The 16,348-nt window shown below is 69.9% G+C and carries 11 protein-coding genes; 8 read left to right on the forward strand and 3 right to left on the reverse strand.

Annotated elements, in window-relative coordinates; all coding sequences use genetic code 11:
• The first annotated feature begins 152 nt into the window (after nt 1-152).
• The 8 genes from pgi (at nt 153) to LXB15_RS16245 (ending at nt 13,173) form a co-directional block, all read left to right on the forward strand.
• Nucleotides 153-1,793 carry a glucose-6-phosphate isomerase gene (gene pgi, locus LXB15_RS16210; protein ID WP_233949425.1) on the forward strand — a complete coding sequence of 547 codons (1,641 nt, stop codon included), beginning with the start codon at nt 153-155 and terminating at the stop codon, nt 1,791-1,793.
• Nucleotides 1,793-4,294, forward strand: a complete 2,502-nt coding sequence (locus LXB15_RS16215; RefSeq protein WP_233949426.1) for a glycogen/starch/alpha-glucan phosphorylase — start codon at nt 1,793-1,795, stop codon at nt 4,292-4,294. The genes pgi and LXB15_RS16215 overlap by 1 nt, the downstream gene beginning before the upstream one ends.
• Nucleotides 4,295-4,469: 175 nt before the next feature.
• Nucleotides 4,470-5,741 carry a glucose-1-phosphate adenylyltransferase gene (glgC, locus tag LXB15_RS16220; RefSeq protein ID WP_233949427.1) on the forward strand — a complete coding sequence of 424 codons (1,272 nt, stop codon included), beginning with the start codon at nt 4,470-4,472 and terminating at the stop codon, nt 5,739-5,741.
• The gene (glgA, locus tag LXB15_RS16225; RefSeq protein ID WP_233949428.1) at nt 5,741-7,183 is read left to right on the forward strand and encodes a glycogen synthase GlgA; all 1,443 of its coding nucleotides are present in this window, start codon (nt 5,741-5,743) and stop codon (nt 7,181-7,183) included. The genes glgC and glgA overlap by 1 nt, the downstream gene beginning before the upstream one ends.
• A 9-nt stretch (nt 7,184-7,192) precedes the next feature.
• A complete protein-coding gene (locus LXB15_RS16230; protein WP_233949429.1) occupies nt 7,193-8,821 on the forward strand; it encodes an alpha-D-glucose phosphate-specific phosphoglucomutase in 1,629 nt (542 codons plus the stop codon).
• A gap of 16 nt (nt 8,822-8,837) precedes the next feature.
• Nucleotides 8,838-10,892 carry a glycogen debranching protein GlgX gene (gene glgX, locus LXB15_RS16235; RefSeq protein WP_233949430.1) on the forward strand — a complete coding sequence of 685 codons (2,055 nt, stop codon included), beginning with the start codon at nt 8,838-8,840 and terminating at the stop codon, nt 10,890-10,892.
• Between the two features lie 127 nt (nt 10,893-11,019).
• A complete protein-coding gene (gene mutL / locus LXB15_RS16240; protein ID WP_233949431.1) occupies nt 11,020-12,840 on the forward strand; it encodes a DNA mismatch repair endonuclease MutL in 1,821 nt (606 codons plus the stop codon).
• Nucleotides 12,841-12,960: 120 nt separating this feature from the next.
• A complete protein-coding gene (locus LXB15_RS16245; RefSeq protein WP_233949432.1) occupies nt 12,961-13,173 on the forward strand; it encodes a DUF2093 domain-containing protein in 213 nt (70 codons plus the stop codon).
• A 17-nt stretch (nt 13,174-13,190) separates the two neighbouring features.
• Here LXB15_RS16245 and lpxK read toward each other — a convergent pair whose 3' ends face one another.
• Genes lpxK through LXB15_RS16260 form a run of 3 tightly spaced genes read right to left on the reverse strand, consistent with a single transcriptional unit; the run spans nt 13,191 to nt 16,344 of the window.
• On the reverse strand, nt 13,191-14,222 hold the full coding sequence (lpxK, locus tag LXB15_RS16250) for a tetraacyldisaccharide 4'-kinase (protein ID WP_233949433.1): 1,032 nt from the start codon (nt 14,220-14,222) through the stop codon (nt 13,191-13,193).
• Nucleotides 14,219-15,550: a lipid IV(A) 3-deoxy-D-manno-octulosonic acid transferase gene (waaA, locus tag LXB15_RS16255; RefSeq protein ID WP_233949434.1), complete on the reverse strand. Its 1,332-nt coding sequence runs from the start codon at nt 15,548-15,550 to the stop codon at nt 14,219-14,221. The genes lpxK and waaA overlap by 4 nt, the downstream gene beginning before the upstream one ends.
• Nucleotides 15,547-16,344, reverse strand: coding sequence for a lysophospholipid acyltransferase family protein (locus LXB15_RS16260; protein WP_233949435.1), 798 nt, complete (start codon nt 16,342-16,344; stop codon nt 15,547-15,549). Before LXB15_RS16260 ends, waaA begins: the two co-directional genes overlap by 4 nt.
• Nucleotides 16,345-16,348 lie beyond the last annotated feature (4 nt).

Consider the following 16,348-nt stretch of genomic DNA (forward strand, 5'->3'; position numbering starts at 1 on the left):
ACCAAGATTCAGGCAGTCTTCCAATCTGCACGAATTGCCATCACTATTTCCCTGCAAGTCCGTTTGCCACGCTGGCCGAACCGGCCTAAAGGGTCAGCTAGCCGGCTCTAGAATTCTGCCGCGCATCGGACTGCGGCAACAGGAGCCTGTGGATGAGGCCTGACGAAACTCGCCCCGAGGCGGACCTCGCGACCATGGCAGCGGCAGCGGCGCAGAAGGGTCCGCGCGCCCTCTTCGCCGCCGACCCCGACCGCTTCGCGCGTTTCTCGGCGCGGCACGGCGATCTGCTGCTGGATTTTTCCAAGACGTCGATCGACGCGCCGGCGCTGCGGGCGCTGCTCGACCTGGCGCGATCCTGTTCGCTGGAAGCAAGGCGCGACGCGATGTTCGCCGGGGCCGCGATCAACGCGACGGAGGGCCGGGCGGTGATGCACGTCGCCCTGCGCGGCGAGCCCAAGGACGGCTACCGCGTCGACGGCAACCCGGTGAGCGGCGCCGTCGAGGACGTGCTGAAGGCGATGACCGCCTTCGCCGAGCGGGTGCGCACCGGCGAACTGCGCGGCGCGACCGACAAGAACATCACCGACATCGTCAATATCGGCATCGGCGGATCGGATCTCGGCCCGGCCATGGCGACGCTGGCGCTGGCGCCCTATCACGACGGGCCGCGCACGCATTTCGTCTCGAATGTCGACGGCGCCCACATCGCCGACACGCTGGCGAAGCTCGATCCCGAGACGACGCTGGTGATCGTCGCGTCGAAGACTTTCACCACCATCGAGACGATGACCAACGCGGCGAGCGCCCGCGCCTGGATTGCCGGGGCGCTCGGCGAGGAAGCGGTGCGGGCGCATTTCGCTGCGGTGTCGACGGCGCTCGACAAGGTGGCCGAGTTTGGCATCGCCGAAGACCGGGTGTTCGGCTTCTGGGACTGGGTCGGCGGGCGCTATTCGCTGTGGTCGGCGATCGGCCTGCCGCTGATGCTGGCGATCGGCAGCGTCCGGTTCCGCGAATTCCTCGCCGGCGGCCGCGACATCGACCAGCATTTCCTAACCGCGCCGCTGGAGGCGAACCTGCCCGTGCTGCTCGGTCTCGTCGGCTACTGGCACCGGGCGCTCTGCCACTATCCGACCCGCGCGATCATCCCCTACGACCAGCGGCTGGCGCGCTTTCCGGCCTATCTGCAGCAGCTCGACATGGAATCGAACGGCAAGCGCGTCGGGCTCGACGGCGAGGCAGTGCCGGTCTCCGGCCCGGTCGCCTGGGGCGAGCCCGGCACCAACGGCCAGCACGCCTTCTTCCAGCTGCTGCACCAGGGCACGGACGTCGTACCCGTGGAATTTCTCGTCGGCGCCCTGGCGCACGAGCCTGCTTCGATGCGCGTCCACCAGGACCTACTGCTTGCCAACTGCCTCGCCCAGAGCGAGGCGCTGATGCGCGGACGTGATCTCGAGGAAGCCCGCCGGCAGCTTCTGGCGGCAGGCAAGTCGCCGGCCGAGGCCGAGCGGCTGGCCCCGCACCGGGTCTTCCCCGGCAACCGGCCGTCGGTCACCCTGCTCTATCCGCTGCTTGACCCGGCGATGCTCGGCCGGCTCATCGCACTCTACGAGCACCGCGTCTTCGTCGAGGCCCAGCTTTACGGGATCAATGCCTTCGACCAATGGGGCGTCGAACTCGGCAAGGAACTCGCCAACAAGCTGGTGCCGGTCGTCACCGGCGAAGCGGCAGCCGACGATCGCGACGGCTCGACCGCCGGCCTCGTCGCCGCCATCCGGAAAATAAGAGGTATCTGATGTCCGCACCGGTCCCGACCCACGAAGCGCCCTTTAACGGCGGCGGCGCCCTGAAGCCCGAGCCGCGGCTGAACGACCCGGATACGCTGGCCAAGCAGATCGTCGAGAAGCTCACCTACTCGATCGGCAAGAATCCCGTCTCGGCCCGCAAGTACGACTGGCTGCGCGCGACGACGCTGGCGGTGCGCGACCGGATCATGGACCACTGGTTCGAATCCGCCGACCGCTTCGCCGAATCGGGCGGCAAGCGGGTCTGCTACCTGTCGATGGAGTTCCTGATCGGCCGCATGCTGCGCGACGCGATCAACAATCTCGGCCTCACCGAGCCGGTCCGCGAGGCGCTGTCGCGCTACGGGGTGGAACTCGACATGATCGAGCTGCTGGAGCCGGACGCTGCCCTTGGCAATGGCGGCCTCGGCCGGCTCGCCGCCTGTTTCATGGAGTCGATGGCCTCGACCGGCGTGCCCGGCTACGGCTACGGCATCCGCTATGTGCACGGCTTCTTCCGCCAGGAGATCGTCGACGGCGCCCAGGTCGAGTTGCCGGAGACCTGGCTGGTCCATGGCAATCCCTGGGAATTCGAGCGGCGCAACGCCAGCTACGAGATCGGCTTCGGCGGCAAGGTCTCTACCATCCAGGAGCCGGGCCGGCCGTCGCGGCAGGTCTGGCGCCCCGCCGAGCGCGTGCTCGCCGTCGCCTACGACACGCCGATGGTCGGCTGGCGCGGCCGCCAGGTGAACACGCTGCGGCTGTGGAGCGCCCAAGCGCTCGACCCGATCCTGCTCGACGCCTTCAACTCCGGCGACCACATCGGCGCGCTGGTGGAATCCAACAAGGCCGAGGCGATCACGCGGGTGCTCTACCCCGCCGATTCCCACCAGGCCGGTCAGGAACTGCGGCTGCGGCAGGAATATTTCTTCTCCTCCGCCTCGCTGCAGGACATCATCCGCCGCCATCTCGACGAGAACGACGACCTGTCGAACCTGTCCGACAAGGTGGCGATCCAGCTCAACGATACCCATCCCGCGGTGTCGGTGGCCGAGCTGATGCGCCTGCTCGTCGACGTGCACGGCTTCGAGTGGGACGAGGCGTGGCGGATCACCCGCGCCACCTTCTCCTACACCAACCACACCCTCCTGCCCGAAGCCCTGGAGCACTGGCCGATCCACCTGTTCGAGCGGCTGCTGCCCCGGCAGATGCAGATCATCTACGCGATCAACGCCGGGATCATCCGTGAGGCGGCCCAGGACCGCGGCTACGACGACGGCCAGGTGGCGGCGATCTCGCTGATCGACGAGGGCAACGGCCGGCGCGTGCGCATGGGCCAGCTCGCCTTCGTCGGCAGTCACGCGGTCAACGGCGTCTCGGCGCTGCACACCGATCTGATGAAGCAGACGGTGTTCCGCGACCTGCACGCGCTCTATCCGGACCGCATCCAGAACAAGACCAACGGCGTGACGCCGCGGCGCTGGCTGATGGAGGCCAATCCCGGGCTTACCGGGCTGATCACCGAGGCGATCGGCCCCGGCTTCCTGGACGACATCGAGAAGATCGTCGAGATCGATCATCTGGCCGACGACGCCGCCTTCCGCGAGCGCTTCGCGGCGATCAAGCGGCAGAACAAGGAGCGGCTTGCCAACCTCATCGGCGAGCGGATGGCGACCAGCGTCGATCCGTCGGCGATCTTCGACATCCAGGTCAAGCGCATCCACGAGTACAAGCGCCAGTTCCTCAACATCATCGAGGCGATCGCGCTCTACGACCAGATTCGCTCGCACCCGGAGCGCGACTGGACCCCGCGGGTGAAGATCTTCGCCGGCAAGGCGGCGCCGAGCTACGTGCAGGCCAAGGAGATCATCCATCTCGCCAACGATGTCGGGCGGGTGATCAATTCCGACCCGGCGGTGCGCGACCTTTTGAAGGTAGTGTTCATCCCGAACTACAATGTGAGCCTCGCCGAGATCATCATGCCGGCGGCGGACCTGTCGGAGCAGATCTCGACGGCCGGGCTCGAGGCGTCCGGTACCGGCAACATGAAGTTCGCCCTCAATGGCGCGCTGACCATCGGAACGCTGGACGGCGCCAATGTCGAGATGCTGGAGCATGTCGGCGAGGACAACATCTTCATCTTCGGCCTGACCGCCAGCGAGGTGGCGCAGCGCCGCCGCGAGGCCCACAGCGGCCGCTCGATCATCGACAACGAGCCGATGCTGCGCGAGGCGCTGGACGCCATCTCGTCCGGCCTGTTCTGCCCGGAGAGCCCGTCGCGGTTCCACTCGCTGGTCTCCAACCTCTACAACAACGACTGGTGGATGATCTGCGCCGACTTCAAGGCCTACTGGAACACCCAGCGCACCCTCGATGATCTCTACACCCGGCAGGACGAGTGGCAGGCCAAGGCCGTCCACAACACCGCGCGCATGGGCTGGTTCTCCTCCGATCGCTCCATCCGCGAATACGCCCGCGACATCTGGAAGGCGGGCCCCGGCCTCTCCGGCTGAGGCTCCCGCCTTTCTGCGCGAAGAAGGCGTCGCTGCCGGCGTAGCCGCTTGCATGCCGGGCGCTATCTCGTACTGACTGGCGCCTGGGGACAGGACAGTCCGCGAGCGGGGCATGGCGTTGTCGGTCGACAGCGTGATGCCCGGGGGCCCCGTCGCCGCCTTGGGAGGGAGAAGAATGGCTGAGAACCGACGCATCGCGCCTTTGGCGCGCGACACCATGGCCTACGTGCTGGCCGGCGGCCGTGGCAGCCGGCTGCTCGAGCTGACCGACGCGCGCGCCAAGCCGGCGGTGTTCTTCGGCGGCAAGACGCGGATCATCGACTTCGCGCTGTCCAACGCGATCAATTCCGGCATCAGGCGCATCGGCGTCGCCACGCAGTACAAGGCGCACAGCCTGATCCGGCACCTGCAGAACGGCTGGAACTTCCTGCGGCCGGGCCGCAACGAGAGCTTCGACATCCTGCCGGCGAGCCAGCGCGTGTCGGAGGACCAGTGGTATGCCGGCACCGCCGACGCGGTCTACCAGAACATCGACATCATCGAGGACTACGCGCCCCGCTACATCGTCATCCTGGCGGGCGACCACATCTACAAGATGGACTACGAGTTCATGCTGCAGCAGCACGTGGACTCCAAGGCGGACGTGACGGTCGGCTGCCTGGAAGTGCCGCGCATGGAGGCCAGCGGCTTCGGCGTCATGCATGTCGACGACAAGGACCGCATCACCGACTTCATCGAGAAGCCCGCCGATCCGCCGGCGATCCCCGGCCGCCCGGACACGGCGCTGGCCTCGATGGGCATCTATGTCTTCGAGACGCATTTCCTGATGGACCAGCTGCGGCGCGACGCGGCCGACACGACGTCCAACAGAGACTTCGGCAAGGACATCATCCCACACATCGTGCGCCACGGCGTCGCCTACGCCCACCGCTTCAACCGCTCGGTGGTGCGCTCGGCCAACGAGCCGGACACCGAGGCCTACTGGCGGGACGTCGGCACGGTCGACGCCTACTGGCAGGCCAATATCGACCTCACCGACATCATCCCGCCGCTCGACATCTACGACCGGGACTGGCCGATCTGGACCTATGCCGAGACCGTGCCGCCGGCGAAGTTCGTGCATGACGAGGAGGGCCGCCGCGGCTCCGCCGTCTCCTCGCTGGTCTCCGGCGACTGCATCATCTCCGGCGGCTCGTTGCGGCGCTCGCTGCTTTTCACCGGCGTGCGGCAGCGCTCCTATTCGATGCTCGATCATGCCGTCGTGCTGCCGCAGTGCCATATCGGCCGCCACGCCCGCATCACCAAGGCGGTGATCGACCGCGGCGTGCACATCCCGGACGGGCTGGTGATCGGCGAGGATCCGGAACTCGATGCCAAGCGCTTCCGCCGCACCGAGAGCGGCATCTGCCTGGTCACCAAGCCGATGATCGACAGGCTGTCCTACTGATGAGCCTCAGCCTGCTCTCCGTGGCCTCGGAGGTGTTTCCGCTGATCAAGACGGGCGGCCTCGCCGACGTGGCGGGAGCACTGCCGCTGGCCCTGGCGGAGCACGGCATCGACGTGCGGACGCTGATGCCCGGCTATCCCGACGTCATGGCCCGGATCGGCACCGGCGAGACGCTGTGCCGATTCGTCAACCTGTTCGGCGGGCCGGCCGCGGTGATCGGGACAAGGCTCGGCGACCTCGACCTTCTCGTCCTCGACGCGCCGCATCTCTACGACCGCTCCGGCGGGCCCTACGTGACCGCCGGCGGCTTCGACCACCCGGACAACTGGGCGCGCTTCGCCGCTCTTTCGCAGGCGGGTGCCGCTGTCGCGCAGGGGGCCATCCCCGGCTATCGCCCCGACATCGTCCAGGCGCATGACTGGCAGGCGGCGCTCACCCCGGTCTATCTGGCCGTCTCGGGCCGGCCGCGGCCGAAGACGGTGGTGACGATCCACAACCTCGCCTTCCAGGGCAGCTATCCGGCCTCGATCTTCGGGTCGCTCGGCCTGCCGGCCGCCGCCTGGTCGCTCGAGGGCGTCGAGTATTACGGCAATGTCGGGTACCTGAAGGGTGGCCTGCACGCCGCCGACCTGGTGACGACGGTGAGCCCCACCTATGCCGAGGAGATCCTGACGCCGGGCGGCGGCATGGGGCTCGACGGCCTGCTGCGGGGCCGCGGCGAACGCCTCGTCGGCATCGTCAACGGCATCGACACCGGCGTCTGGGACCCGCGGAACGATCCGGTCATCGCCAGCCCCTACGGAGCGAGAAGCCTGAAAGGCCGCCTCCGCAACAAGCGGGCGATCGAGCAGGAATTCGGCCTGGCCCGCGGCGACGGACCGATCCTCGCTGTCGTAAGCCGGCTTACCTGGCAGAAGGGTCTCGACCTCGTCGCCGAGGCCTGCGACGCCATCGTCGCGCGCGGCGCCCGGCTCGTGGTGGTCGGCTCCGGCGAGCCGATGATCGAGGGACAGTTCCTCGCCGCCCATGCCCGCCATCCCGATCGCATCGGCGTACGGATCGGCTATGACGAGACCCTGTCGCACCGGGTGCAGGCGGGCGCCGACGCCATCCTCATCCCTTCCCGCTTCGAGCCCTGCGGCCTGACCCAGCTCTACGGCCTGCGCTATGGCTGCATCCCGGTCGTCGCCAAGGTCGGCGGCCTGGCCGACACGGTGATCGACGCGAACCATGCCGCCGTCACCGCCGGGGTCGCCACCGGCGTGATCTTCGGGCCGCCGACGGGGCCGGCGCTGATCGACGGCGTGGATCGCGTCCTCGACCTTTACGCCGACCCGAAAGGCTGGCGTAGCATGCAGGTTTCGGCCATGAACGCAGACGTGTCCTGGCGCGCCAGCGCCCGGATCTACGCAGATCTCTTCCGCGATCTCACGAGAGAGTAGATTGACGCCATGATCGAGACGATCGCCACCAAGCCCTATGACGACCAGAAGCCGGGCACGTCGGGCCTGCGCAAGAAGGTGCCGCATTTCCAGCAGCCGCACTACGCGGCGAACTTCCTGCAGGCGATCTTCGACGCGGTCGCGACCGGCGACGGCGACACGCTGGTGATCGGCGGCGACGGACGCTTCTACAACCGCGAGGTGATCCTCCTGGCGATCCGCATGGCGGCCGCCAACGGCTACGGGCGGGTCGTCGTCGGGCGCGGCGGGCTGCTGTCGACGCCGGCCGCCTCGCATCTGATCCGCAAGCGCGGCGCCGCGGGTGGCATCATCCTGTCGGCCAGCCACAATCCGGGCGGGCCGAACGGCGATTTCGGCATCAAGTACAATATCGGCAATGGCGGCCCGGCCCCGGAGCGCGTCACCGAGACGATCTTCGCCAAGGCGTCGAGCCTCACCCGCTACCGCGTCTGGACCGAGACCGCGCCGGACATCTCGCGCATCGGCGAGAGCCGGCTCGGCGACATGGTCGTCGAGGTGGTGGACCCGGTGGCCGACTATGCCGAGCTGATGGAGAGCCTGTTCGACTTCGCCCTGATCCGCGACCTCGTCGCCTCCGGCTTCGGGATGCGCTTCGACGCCATGCATGCGGTGACCGGCCCCTATGCTCGGGAGATCCTGGAAAACCGCCTCGGAGCGCCACGCGGCACGGTGATCAACGGCGTGCCGCTGCCGGATTTCGGCGGCGGCCACCCCGATCCGAACGCCGTGCATGCGGCGGACCTGATCGAGGAAATGATGGCGCCGGACGGTCCGGATTTCGGCGCGGCGTCCGACGGTGACGGCGACCGCAACCTCATCGTCGGCAAGGGCATCGTCGTCTCGCCCTCCGATTCGCTGGCGATCCTCGCCGCCAACGCCCCGCTGGCGCCCGGCTATGCGCGCGGCATCGCCGGCATCGCGCGGTCGATGCCGACCAGCCAGGCGGCCGACCGGGTCGCCGAGAAGCGCGGCATCGGGCTCTACGAGACCCCGACCGGCTGGAAGTTCTTCGGCACGCTGCTCGACGCCGGCAAGGTGACGATCTGCGGCGAGGAAAGCGCCGGCACCGGTTCCGACCACGTGCGCGAGAAGGACGGTCTGTGGGCCGTGCTGCTCTGGCTCAACATCCTGGCGGCGCGGCGCGAGAGCGTCCGGGAGGTGGTCGAGAGCCACTGGGCCGAGTTCGGCCGCACCTTCTACCAGCGGCACGACTACGAGGAGATCGATTCCGCCGCCGCCGAGGGGCTGATGGAATCGCTGCACGACCGGCTGGCCTCGATGGCCGGCCAGCGCTTCGGCACGCTCGTCGTCTCGGAGGCCGACGACTTCTCCTACAAGGACCCGATCGACGGCTCCGTCGCTACCGGCCAGGGCATCCGCATCGTCTTCTCCGGCGGCTCGCGCATCGTCTTCCGCCTGTCGGGCACCGGCACCCAGGGCGCGACGCTCAGGGTCTATATCGAACGCTACGAGAAGGATCCGGCGCGCCATGCGACGGCGCCGGAAGTCGCGCTGAAGGAGCTCGTCGAGACCGCCGACGCGATCGGCGAGATCAGGAAGCGCACCGGCCGGACCCACCCCGACGTCATCACCTGAAGGCGACGGCATATCCATGACGCATGACATCACCGCCGAGCGCGGCAGACCGGCCGCGCTCGGCGCCACGATCGACGCGGACGGCGTTCATTTCGCGGTCTATTCGGAGAACGCCGAGGCGATCCATCTCTGCCTGTTCGACGAGGCGGGAAGCCTGGAGACGGACCGGCTCGCCCTGCCCGGGCGCGACGGCGGCACGCGCTACGGCTTCGTGCCGGGCCTTGCCGCGGGTGCCCGCTACGGGCTGCGCGCGGTCGGGCCGTTCCAGCCGGAGCAAGGCCACCGCTTCGACTATTCCAAGCTGCTTGTCGACCCCTACGCGATCCAGCTCGACCGGCCCTTCGTCTACCAGCCGGTGCTGACCGCGCCGCCGGAGCGTGAACTCGACAGCGCCGCCTTCGTGCCGCGGGCGGTGGTCACGGATCTGGCGCGCGACGCCGCGCCGCTGCCGTTCGCGACGCCCGGCCTCACCTACGAGATGCAGGTGCGCGCCTTCACCCAGCGCCATCCCGACGTGCCCGCCGCGATCCGCGGCACCGTCGCGGCGCTCGCCGAGCCACGGCTGCTCGACCACCTGCAGAAGATCGGCGTCGAGACGGTCGAGCTGATGCCGCTCGCCGCCTGGATCGACGAGGGCCACCTGCTCAATCTCAACCTCACCAATGCCTGGGGCTACAACCCGATCACCCACATGGCGCCGGATCCGCGCCTGGCGCCGGGCGGTCTGGCCGAGATCCGCCGCACGGTGGAGGCGCTGCACGAGCGCGGCATCCGCGTGCTGCTCGACGTCGTGTTCAACCATTCCGGCGAGGGCGACGAGACCGGCCCGACGATCTGCTATCGCGGCCTCGACAATCTGCTCTACTACCGGCACCCGGAGGGCGAGCCCTCCTTCATGCTCAACGACACCGGCACCGGCAACACCATGGCGACCGACAAGGCGCCGGTGGCGCAGCTGTTCGTCGACGTGCTGCGGACATGGGTCGAGACCACCGGGATCGATGGCTTCCGCTACGACCTTGCCACGGTCCTCGGCCGCGTCGATGGCGGCTTCTCCCCCGAAGCGCCGTTCTTCCGCATGGTCGCGGCCGACGCGCTGCTGAAGGACCGCATCCATGTGGCCGAGCCCTGGGATGTCGGGCCAGGCGGCTACCAGGTCGGCAATTTCCCCAAGCCCTGGTTCGAGTGGCAGGACCGCTTCCGCGACGACGTCCGGCAGTTCTGGCAGGGCGCGGGCTTCATGACCGGCGCGCTGGCGACGCGTCTCGCCGGCTCCGCCGACATCTACAACCATGACGGCCGCGAGCCTTCGGCCAGCGTCAACTACATCGCCGCGCATGACGGTTTCACCCTCGCCGACATCGTCATGTATGCCGACAAGCACAACGAGGCGAACGGCGAGGACAACCGAGACGGCCACAACGACAACCATTCCTGGAACAACGGCGTCGAGGGCGAGACCGACGATCCGGGGATCATCGAGGCGCGCGGCAAGGACATCAGGGCGCTGCTGGCGACGCTGCTGGTGGCGCGCGGCACGCCGATGATCGTCGCCGGCGACGAGTTCGGCCGCACCCAGCGCGGCAACAACAACGCCTACTGCCAGGACAACGAGATCTCCTGGCTGGACTGGGAGAAGGCCGACGGCGCGCTGATCGAGTTCACCGCACGGCTCGCCCGGCTGCGGCGCGAGCATCCGGCGCTCTGCGCCGACCGCTTCCTCACCGGCGCGCCGGTGGACGACGGCGGCGTGCCGGACGTCGCGTGGCTGCGCGAGGACGGCGCGGCGATGGGCGAGGCGGACTGGGACGATGGCGACCGGCGTTTCCTCGGCATGTCGGTCTACGCGCCGCGGCGCGATGCGGAGGACGAGAGCGAGCGGGCGGTGATCTATCTGAACGCGGCGCAGACGGCGGCGACCGTGACGCTGCCGCCGCCGCGCCCCGGCCACCGCTTCTGCCTGCATGTGCGCTCCGACGCGCCGCAGGAGACGCCGCGCGTGGTGGATGCCGGCGCGAGGCTCACCGTCGAGGGCCGCTCGGTCTACGTCATGCTCGAGGAACGCGCCTGACGCGGCCCGTCGTCCACAGGGCTGCGACGCGAGGGTTTGCCCGCGTCGCCCGGCCGCGATAGACACGGGTCTCCGAGCCGGCGACTCCGCCTCCGGACTCCCGCCCCATCACCGGCAGCCGAAGCCCATGGCAATCGCCCAGCTCTCCGATGCCCTGATCGACCAGATCGCCGCCGGCGAGGTGGTCGAGCGGCCGGCGAGCGTCGCCAAGGAACTGATCGAGAACGCCCTCGACGCCGGCGCCCGGCGCATCGAGATCGCCACGGCCGCCGGCGGCAAGAGCCTGCTCCGCGTCACCGACGACGGCAGCGGCATCGCCGCCGACGAACTGCCGCTGGCGGTGCGGCGCCACTGCACCTCTAAGCTTTCCGGCGGGCTCGACGCCATCGCGACACTCGGCTTTCGCGGCGAGGCGCTGCCCTCGATCGGCTCGGTCGCGCGGCTGACGGTGAGGTCCCGCGCCGCCGGCGCAGCGGAAGCCTTCGAGATCGCCGTCGACGGGGGCCGCAGCAGCGGGCTGCGGCCGGCGGCACTATCGCGCGGAACGGTGGTCGAGGTCCGCGACCTCTTCCACGCCGTGCCGGCGCGGCTGAAGTTCCTGAAGAGCGACCGCGCCGAGGGCGCGGCGATCACCGAGATCGTGCGGCGCCTCGCCATCGCGTTTCCGGCGGTGCGGTTCGAACTCGCCGGGCCCGACCGCACCCAGACGGTGTTCGAGGCCGTCGATCCCGGCGACGTGCTTCGCCGCATCGAGGCCGTGGCCGGCAAGGATTTCGGCGCCAACGCCATCGCCCTCGCGGCGGAGCGCGAAGGCGTGCAGCTCGATGGCTTCGCCGGCCTACCGACCTTCCACCGCGGCAACGCGCTGGCGCAATATGTCTATGTCAACGGCCGGCCAGTGCGCGACCGGCTGATCCTCTCGGCGCTGCGCGGCGCCTATGCCGACGTGATGGCGAGGGACCGGCATCCGGTGGCCGTCCTGTTCCTGTCGCTCGACCCGGCGCTGGTCGACGTCAACGTCCATCCGGCCAAGGCCGACGTCAGGTTCCGCGATCCCGGCCTGGTGCGCGGCCTGATCGTCGGCGCGATCCGCCAGGCCTTCACCGCGGCCGGCCTGCGCGCCACGACGACGGGCGCCAGCGGCCTGATGGACCGCTTCCGGCCCGAGATTGCCCCGCAAGCCGCGCCGCGCCGCTTCGACGGCTTTGCCCCCGGCGGGTTCGCCTCGCCCGGCCAGGCGAACTACAGCGCCGCCGCCTCGCCCTATCGCCCCTTAGAGGATGAGGCATCCGGCGGCGTCGCGCCGGGCCGCGCGGCGTCCGCGGCTTCGGCCGGCATGGCGGAAGCCGACGCCGGTGCGGAGCGGCGTTATCCGCTCGGCGCAGCGCGGGCGCAGCTGCACGGCAATTTCATCGTCGCCGAGACCGAGGACGGCATGGTCATCGTCGACCAGCACGCGGCGCACGAGCGGCTGGTCTACGAGGCGCTGAAGACGGCGCTGCACGGCAGCCGGCTGGCCTCGCAGATGCTGCTGATCCCGGAGATCGTCGACCTGCCGGAGGACGACGCCGAGCGGCTGGCGGAACATGCCGAGGCGCTCGGCCAGCTCGGCCTGTCGGTCGAGCGCTTCGGACCGGGCGCCGTCGCCGTCCGCGAGACGCCGGCGATCCTCGGCCAAGTCGACTGCCGGCGCCTCGTCCTCGACATCGCCGACGAACTCGCCGATCTCGGCACCGCCGGGACGCTGCGGAGCCGCATCGACCATGTCGCCGCGACCATCGCCTGCCACGGCTCGGTGCGGGCCGGGCGGACGCTGCGGCCGGAGGAGATGAACGCGCTGCTGCGCGACATGGAGGCGACGCCCGGCTCCGGCCAGTGCAATCACGGCCGCCCGACCTTCATCGCGCTGAAGCTCGCCGACATCGAGAAGATGTTCGGCCGACGCTGAGGCCGCCGCAGGACACTCTGCCGGGCGATTGACGCTGCGGCCACTCCCTCTTAGGACAGACGGGCAATGGCGCAGGCGGGCTCGCAGCGACGCGGGACCAGCCAGGAAGCGGAGATTTCGATGAACCGCATGGACAGCGGCGGCGAGGCGGTGCTCCGATACGCCACGCCCGACTTCCAGGTGCTGCGCGCCGGGACCTATGTCCGCTGTGCGGTGACGGGCGAGGCGATTCCGCTCGACCTCTTGCGCTACTGGAGCGTCGCCCGCCAAGAAGCCTATGTCGACGCCGAGGCGGCGTTCCGGCGCGAGCGCGAGACGCATTCCGGCAGCTGACCACGGTCGCCCAGGGCTCAGCCGTATTTGCGGCGCCGGAAGGCGCGCTGCGTGTCGCGGACAATGCGCGCACCCAGGCTCGCCGGCTGCAGGCCCAGCATCACGTCCAGCACCTCGCATTCCTTGCGGAACAGCCGTGCCGCCTCGCCCCCAGTCGTCAGCCGCACCGCGTCCTTGCGGGTGGTGACGAGCTGCAGGCCGGACCGCCAGGCGGCGGCCGACAGCTCGTCCATGTCGGTCTTCGAATAGACGTGGTGGTCGGGGAAGTCCCGCGTCTCGGCGATCTCCGCGCCCAACCCCGCCAGGCTGTCATAGAACTTGCCGGGATCGGCGATGCCGGCAAAGGCAAGGACCCGCATGCCGCGGAAGCGCTCGCCGTCCGACGCCGTGATCGCGGCCTCGAAGACCGGCTTGTTGGCCCGCGCGGTGCGCCGGATCAGCGGATCCGCCGCCGTTCCCGGGCCGATTACCAGCAGCGCGTCGGCGGCGCGGATCTGGTCGATGAGCGGCGCCCGCAGCGGCCCGGCCGGGATTACCGCGCCGTTGCCGAGGCCGCGCCGCGCGTCCACCGCGATCAGTGCATAGTCGATCATCAGATGCGCGCTCTGGAAGCCGTCGTCCATGATGATGAAATCGACGCCCCGCTCGGCGCGGAGCATCGCGGCGGCGCGCTGGCGGTCGGCGGCGACGGCGGTCGGCGCGACGGTGGCAAGCAGCAGCGGCTCGTCGCCGACTTCGGCGGCGGAATGGTGCGCCGGGTCCACGATGATCGCTTCCCGGCCGGCGCGGCCATAGCCGCGCGAGACGAAGCCGGGCGTGAACCCCGCCGCTCGGGCCGCCGCGCCCAGCGCCATCGCCGTCGGCGTCTTGCCGCCGCCGCCGACGGTGAAATTGCCGATGCACAGCACCGGCACGCCGACGTCGGCGCGCACCCCGCGCGCCAGGTTGCGGCCGGCGACCCGCCCGTAGACGAGCGCCGCCGGGGCGAGCAGCCGCGCCGCCAGCGATCGCTCGCGCCACCAGAAGGGCGGCGTCTCGCGATGCATCATCGGCGCCAGGCGGCCTGTCCGCGCTGCTCGAGGCCGATCGACAGTTTCAACGGGTGCAGGAAGGGCTGCAGCGCCTGCATCGTGCGCGACAGCGCCCCGCGCATTTCCTCTACGGTCTCGCCGGCGGCGACGGACATCCGGTGCAGCGTCTTCGGCTCGTCGAGAAGCAGCTCGACATGCTCGGAGAGCGCCTCACCGTCCCGCACGATGCGGGCGCCGCCGTTCTTGAGCAGGCGCTGGTAGGAGTCGCGGAAGTTCTGGACGTAGCGGCCGGACAGCACCGCCGTCCCCAGCATCGCCGCCTCCAGCGGGTTCTGCCCGCCCTCGCCGGCCAGCGACTTGCCAAGGAAGGCGATCTCGGTCAGCCGCAGGAACAGCCCCATCTCGCCGGTCGTGTCGCCGAGGAAGACGTCGGTGGCGTGGTCCGGCACCTCGCCGCGGCTGCGGCGGGCGACGGTCAGCCCGGCGTCGGCGAGCAGCTTCTCGATGGCGTCGCCCCGCTCGGCATGCCGCGGCACGAGGATGGTCAGCAGGCCCCGGTGCCGCTCGGCGATCCGCTTGTGCGCGGCGGCGACGAGTTCCTCCTCGCCGGCATGGGTGGAAAGCGCCGCCCAGCGGGGCCGGTTGCCGATGGCCTGCTGCAGCTCGGCGAGATCCTCCGGCGTGCAGGGCGGCGGACCGGAATCGGCCTTGAGGTTGCCGGCGACGGTCACCGCATGGGCGCCGAGCAGGCGGAACCGCTCGCCGTCGACCTCCGACTGCGCAACGACATGCGCGAGCTTCTCCAGGAGGGCCTCGGCCAGCCAGGGCGCCGCCTTCCAGCGCTTGAACGAGCGGTCCGACAGGCGGCCGTTGACCAGCACCTGCGGGATGCGGCGCCGGCCGAGTTCGAGCAGCGTCATCGGCCAGATCTCGCTCTCAGCGACGATCGCGACGTCGGGACGCCAATGGTCGAGGAAGCGGGCGACCGACGGCTTCAGGTCGAGCGGGACATACTGGTGGACGGCGCAGTCGGACAGGCGCTCGTCGACCAGCCGGGCCGAGGTCATCGTGCCGGTGGTGATCACCACGTTGATCCCGTCGGCGGCGATCGCCCGGACCAGCGGCGCCACGGCGACGCTTTCGCCGACGCTGGCGGCATGCACCCACACGAGTGGGCCGCTCTCGGGCCGCTCGACGCTGGCATAGCCGTAGCGCTCGCGCCGCCGGCCGGAATCCTCCTTGCCGCGCGACACCCTGTAGCCGACATAGGGGCCGAGCAGCGGGTAGGCGAGCGCCCCGACGAGGCGATACGCGGCCAGCGCGGCGCGGGCGAGCGGATCGCTCACGAGACACCCCGCGCCAGGTGCTCGGCGGCCATGTTGGCCGCTTCGATCGCCCGGGTGATTTCCTGTCGCTTCGCTTCCATCACCGCCTCGTCCGCATCGTGCGGCACATGGATCGGATCGCCGACCACCACGGCGATCCGGCCGAACGGCAACGGCAGCGCCGTCTGGTCCCAGGAACTCTTCACGACGTAGCGGCGGCTCGTCACCGCCGCGCTGGGCAGGACCGGCCGACCGGAAATCCGGGCGAGCATGACGATCCCCTGCCCCGCCTCGCGCGGCGTTCCCTTCGGCACGTCGGCGATCATGCAGACTCCCGTCGTGTCGGCGAGGCGGCGGCGAAGCGCGATCAAGGCGCGCGCCCCGCCCTTCTGGGAACCGTCGGCGCCGGCGCGCCCGCCCGATCCCCGCACGGTGTCGATCCCGAAACGCTCCACGACATTGGCATTCAGTTCGGCGTCGCTGTTGCGCGACAGGAGAGCGACATAAGGCAGTTCGGCGGGGCGAAAGAACGGCGCCAGCAGATGCTGACCATGCCAGAGCGCGACGATCGCCGGGTGGGCCCTGGTGAGGTCCGCCCGCCAGTCGCTCGAGCCTGGCGCCTTGCGCTGGGTGGCATGGACGAGGCGCAGGCCGGCATAGATGATCGCGGCGAGGACCGACGTGGCGAGGCGGCCGCGGATCGCCCGACGGAGGCCGCGCCGCAGCGACTTTCGCCACCGCTTTGCGGCCCGCGGGCGTTCGGGCGGGGCTGTCTGCAGTCCGGTCCTGTCGTCGGCCATGATCTCGTCCGTCATGGCG

The organism is Aurantimonas sp. HBX-1, from assembly GCF_021391535.1.
Classification (GTDB): domain Bacteria; phylum Pseudomonadota; class Alphaproteobacteria; order Rhizobiales; family Rhizobiaceae; genus Aurantimonas.

What these genes read in the sequence shown, in the direction of transcription:
- glgX (WP_233949430.1), top strand. Translation starts at nt 8,838, where the DNA reads ATGACGCATGACATCACCGCCGAGCGCGGCAGACCGGCCGCGCTCGGC.
- mutL (WP_233949431.1), top strand. Translation starts at nt 11,020, where the DNA reads ATGGCAATCGCCCAGCTCTCCGATGCCCTGATCGACCAGATCGCCGCC.
- LXB15_RS16215 (WP_233949426.1), top strand. Translation starts at nt 1,793, where the DNA reads ATGTCCGCACCGGTCCCGACCCACGAAGCGCCCTTTAACGGCGGCGGC.
- glgA (WP_233949428.1), top strand. Translation starts at nt 5,741, where the DNA reads ATGAGCCTCAGCCTGCTCTCCGTGGCCTCGGAGGTGTTTCCGCTGATC.
- LXB15_RS16245 (WP_233949432.1), top strand. Translation starts at nt 12,961, where the DNA reads ATGAACCGCATGGACAGCGGCGGCGAGGCGGTGCTCCGATACGCCACG.
- pgi (WP_233949425.1), top strand. Translation starts at nt 153, where the DNA reads ATGAGGCCTGACGAAACTCGCCCCGAGGCGGACCTCGCGACCATGGCA.
- glgC (WP_233949427.1), top strand. Translation starts at nt 4,470, where the DNA reads ATGGCTGAGAACCGACGCATCGCGCCTTTGGCGCGCGACACCATGGCC.
- LXB15_RS16260 (WP_233949435.1), bottom strand. Translation starts at nt 16,344, where the DNA reads ATGACGGACGAGATCATGGCCGACGACAGGACCGGACTGCAGACAGCC.
- lpxK (WP_233949433.1), bottom strand. Translation starts at nt 14,222, where the DNA reads ATGATGCATCGCGAGACGCCGCCCTTCTGGTGGCGCGAGCGATCGCTG.
- LXB15_RS16230 (WP_233949429.1), top strand. Translation starts at nt 7,193, where the DNA reads ATGATCGAGACGATCGCCACCAAGCCCTATGACGACCAGAAGCCGGGC.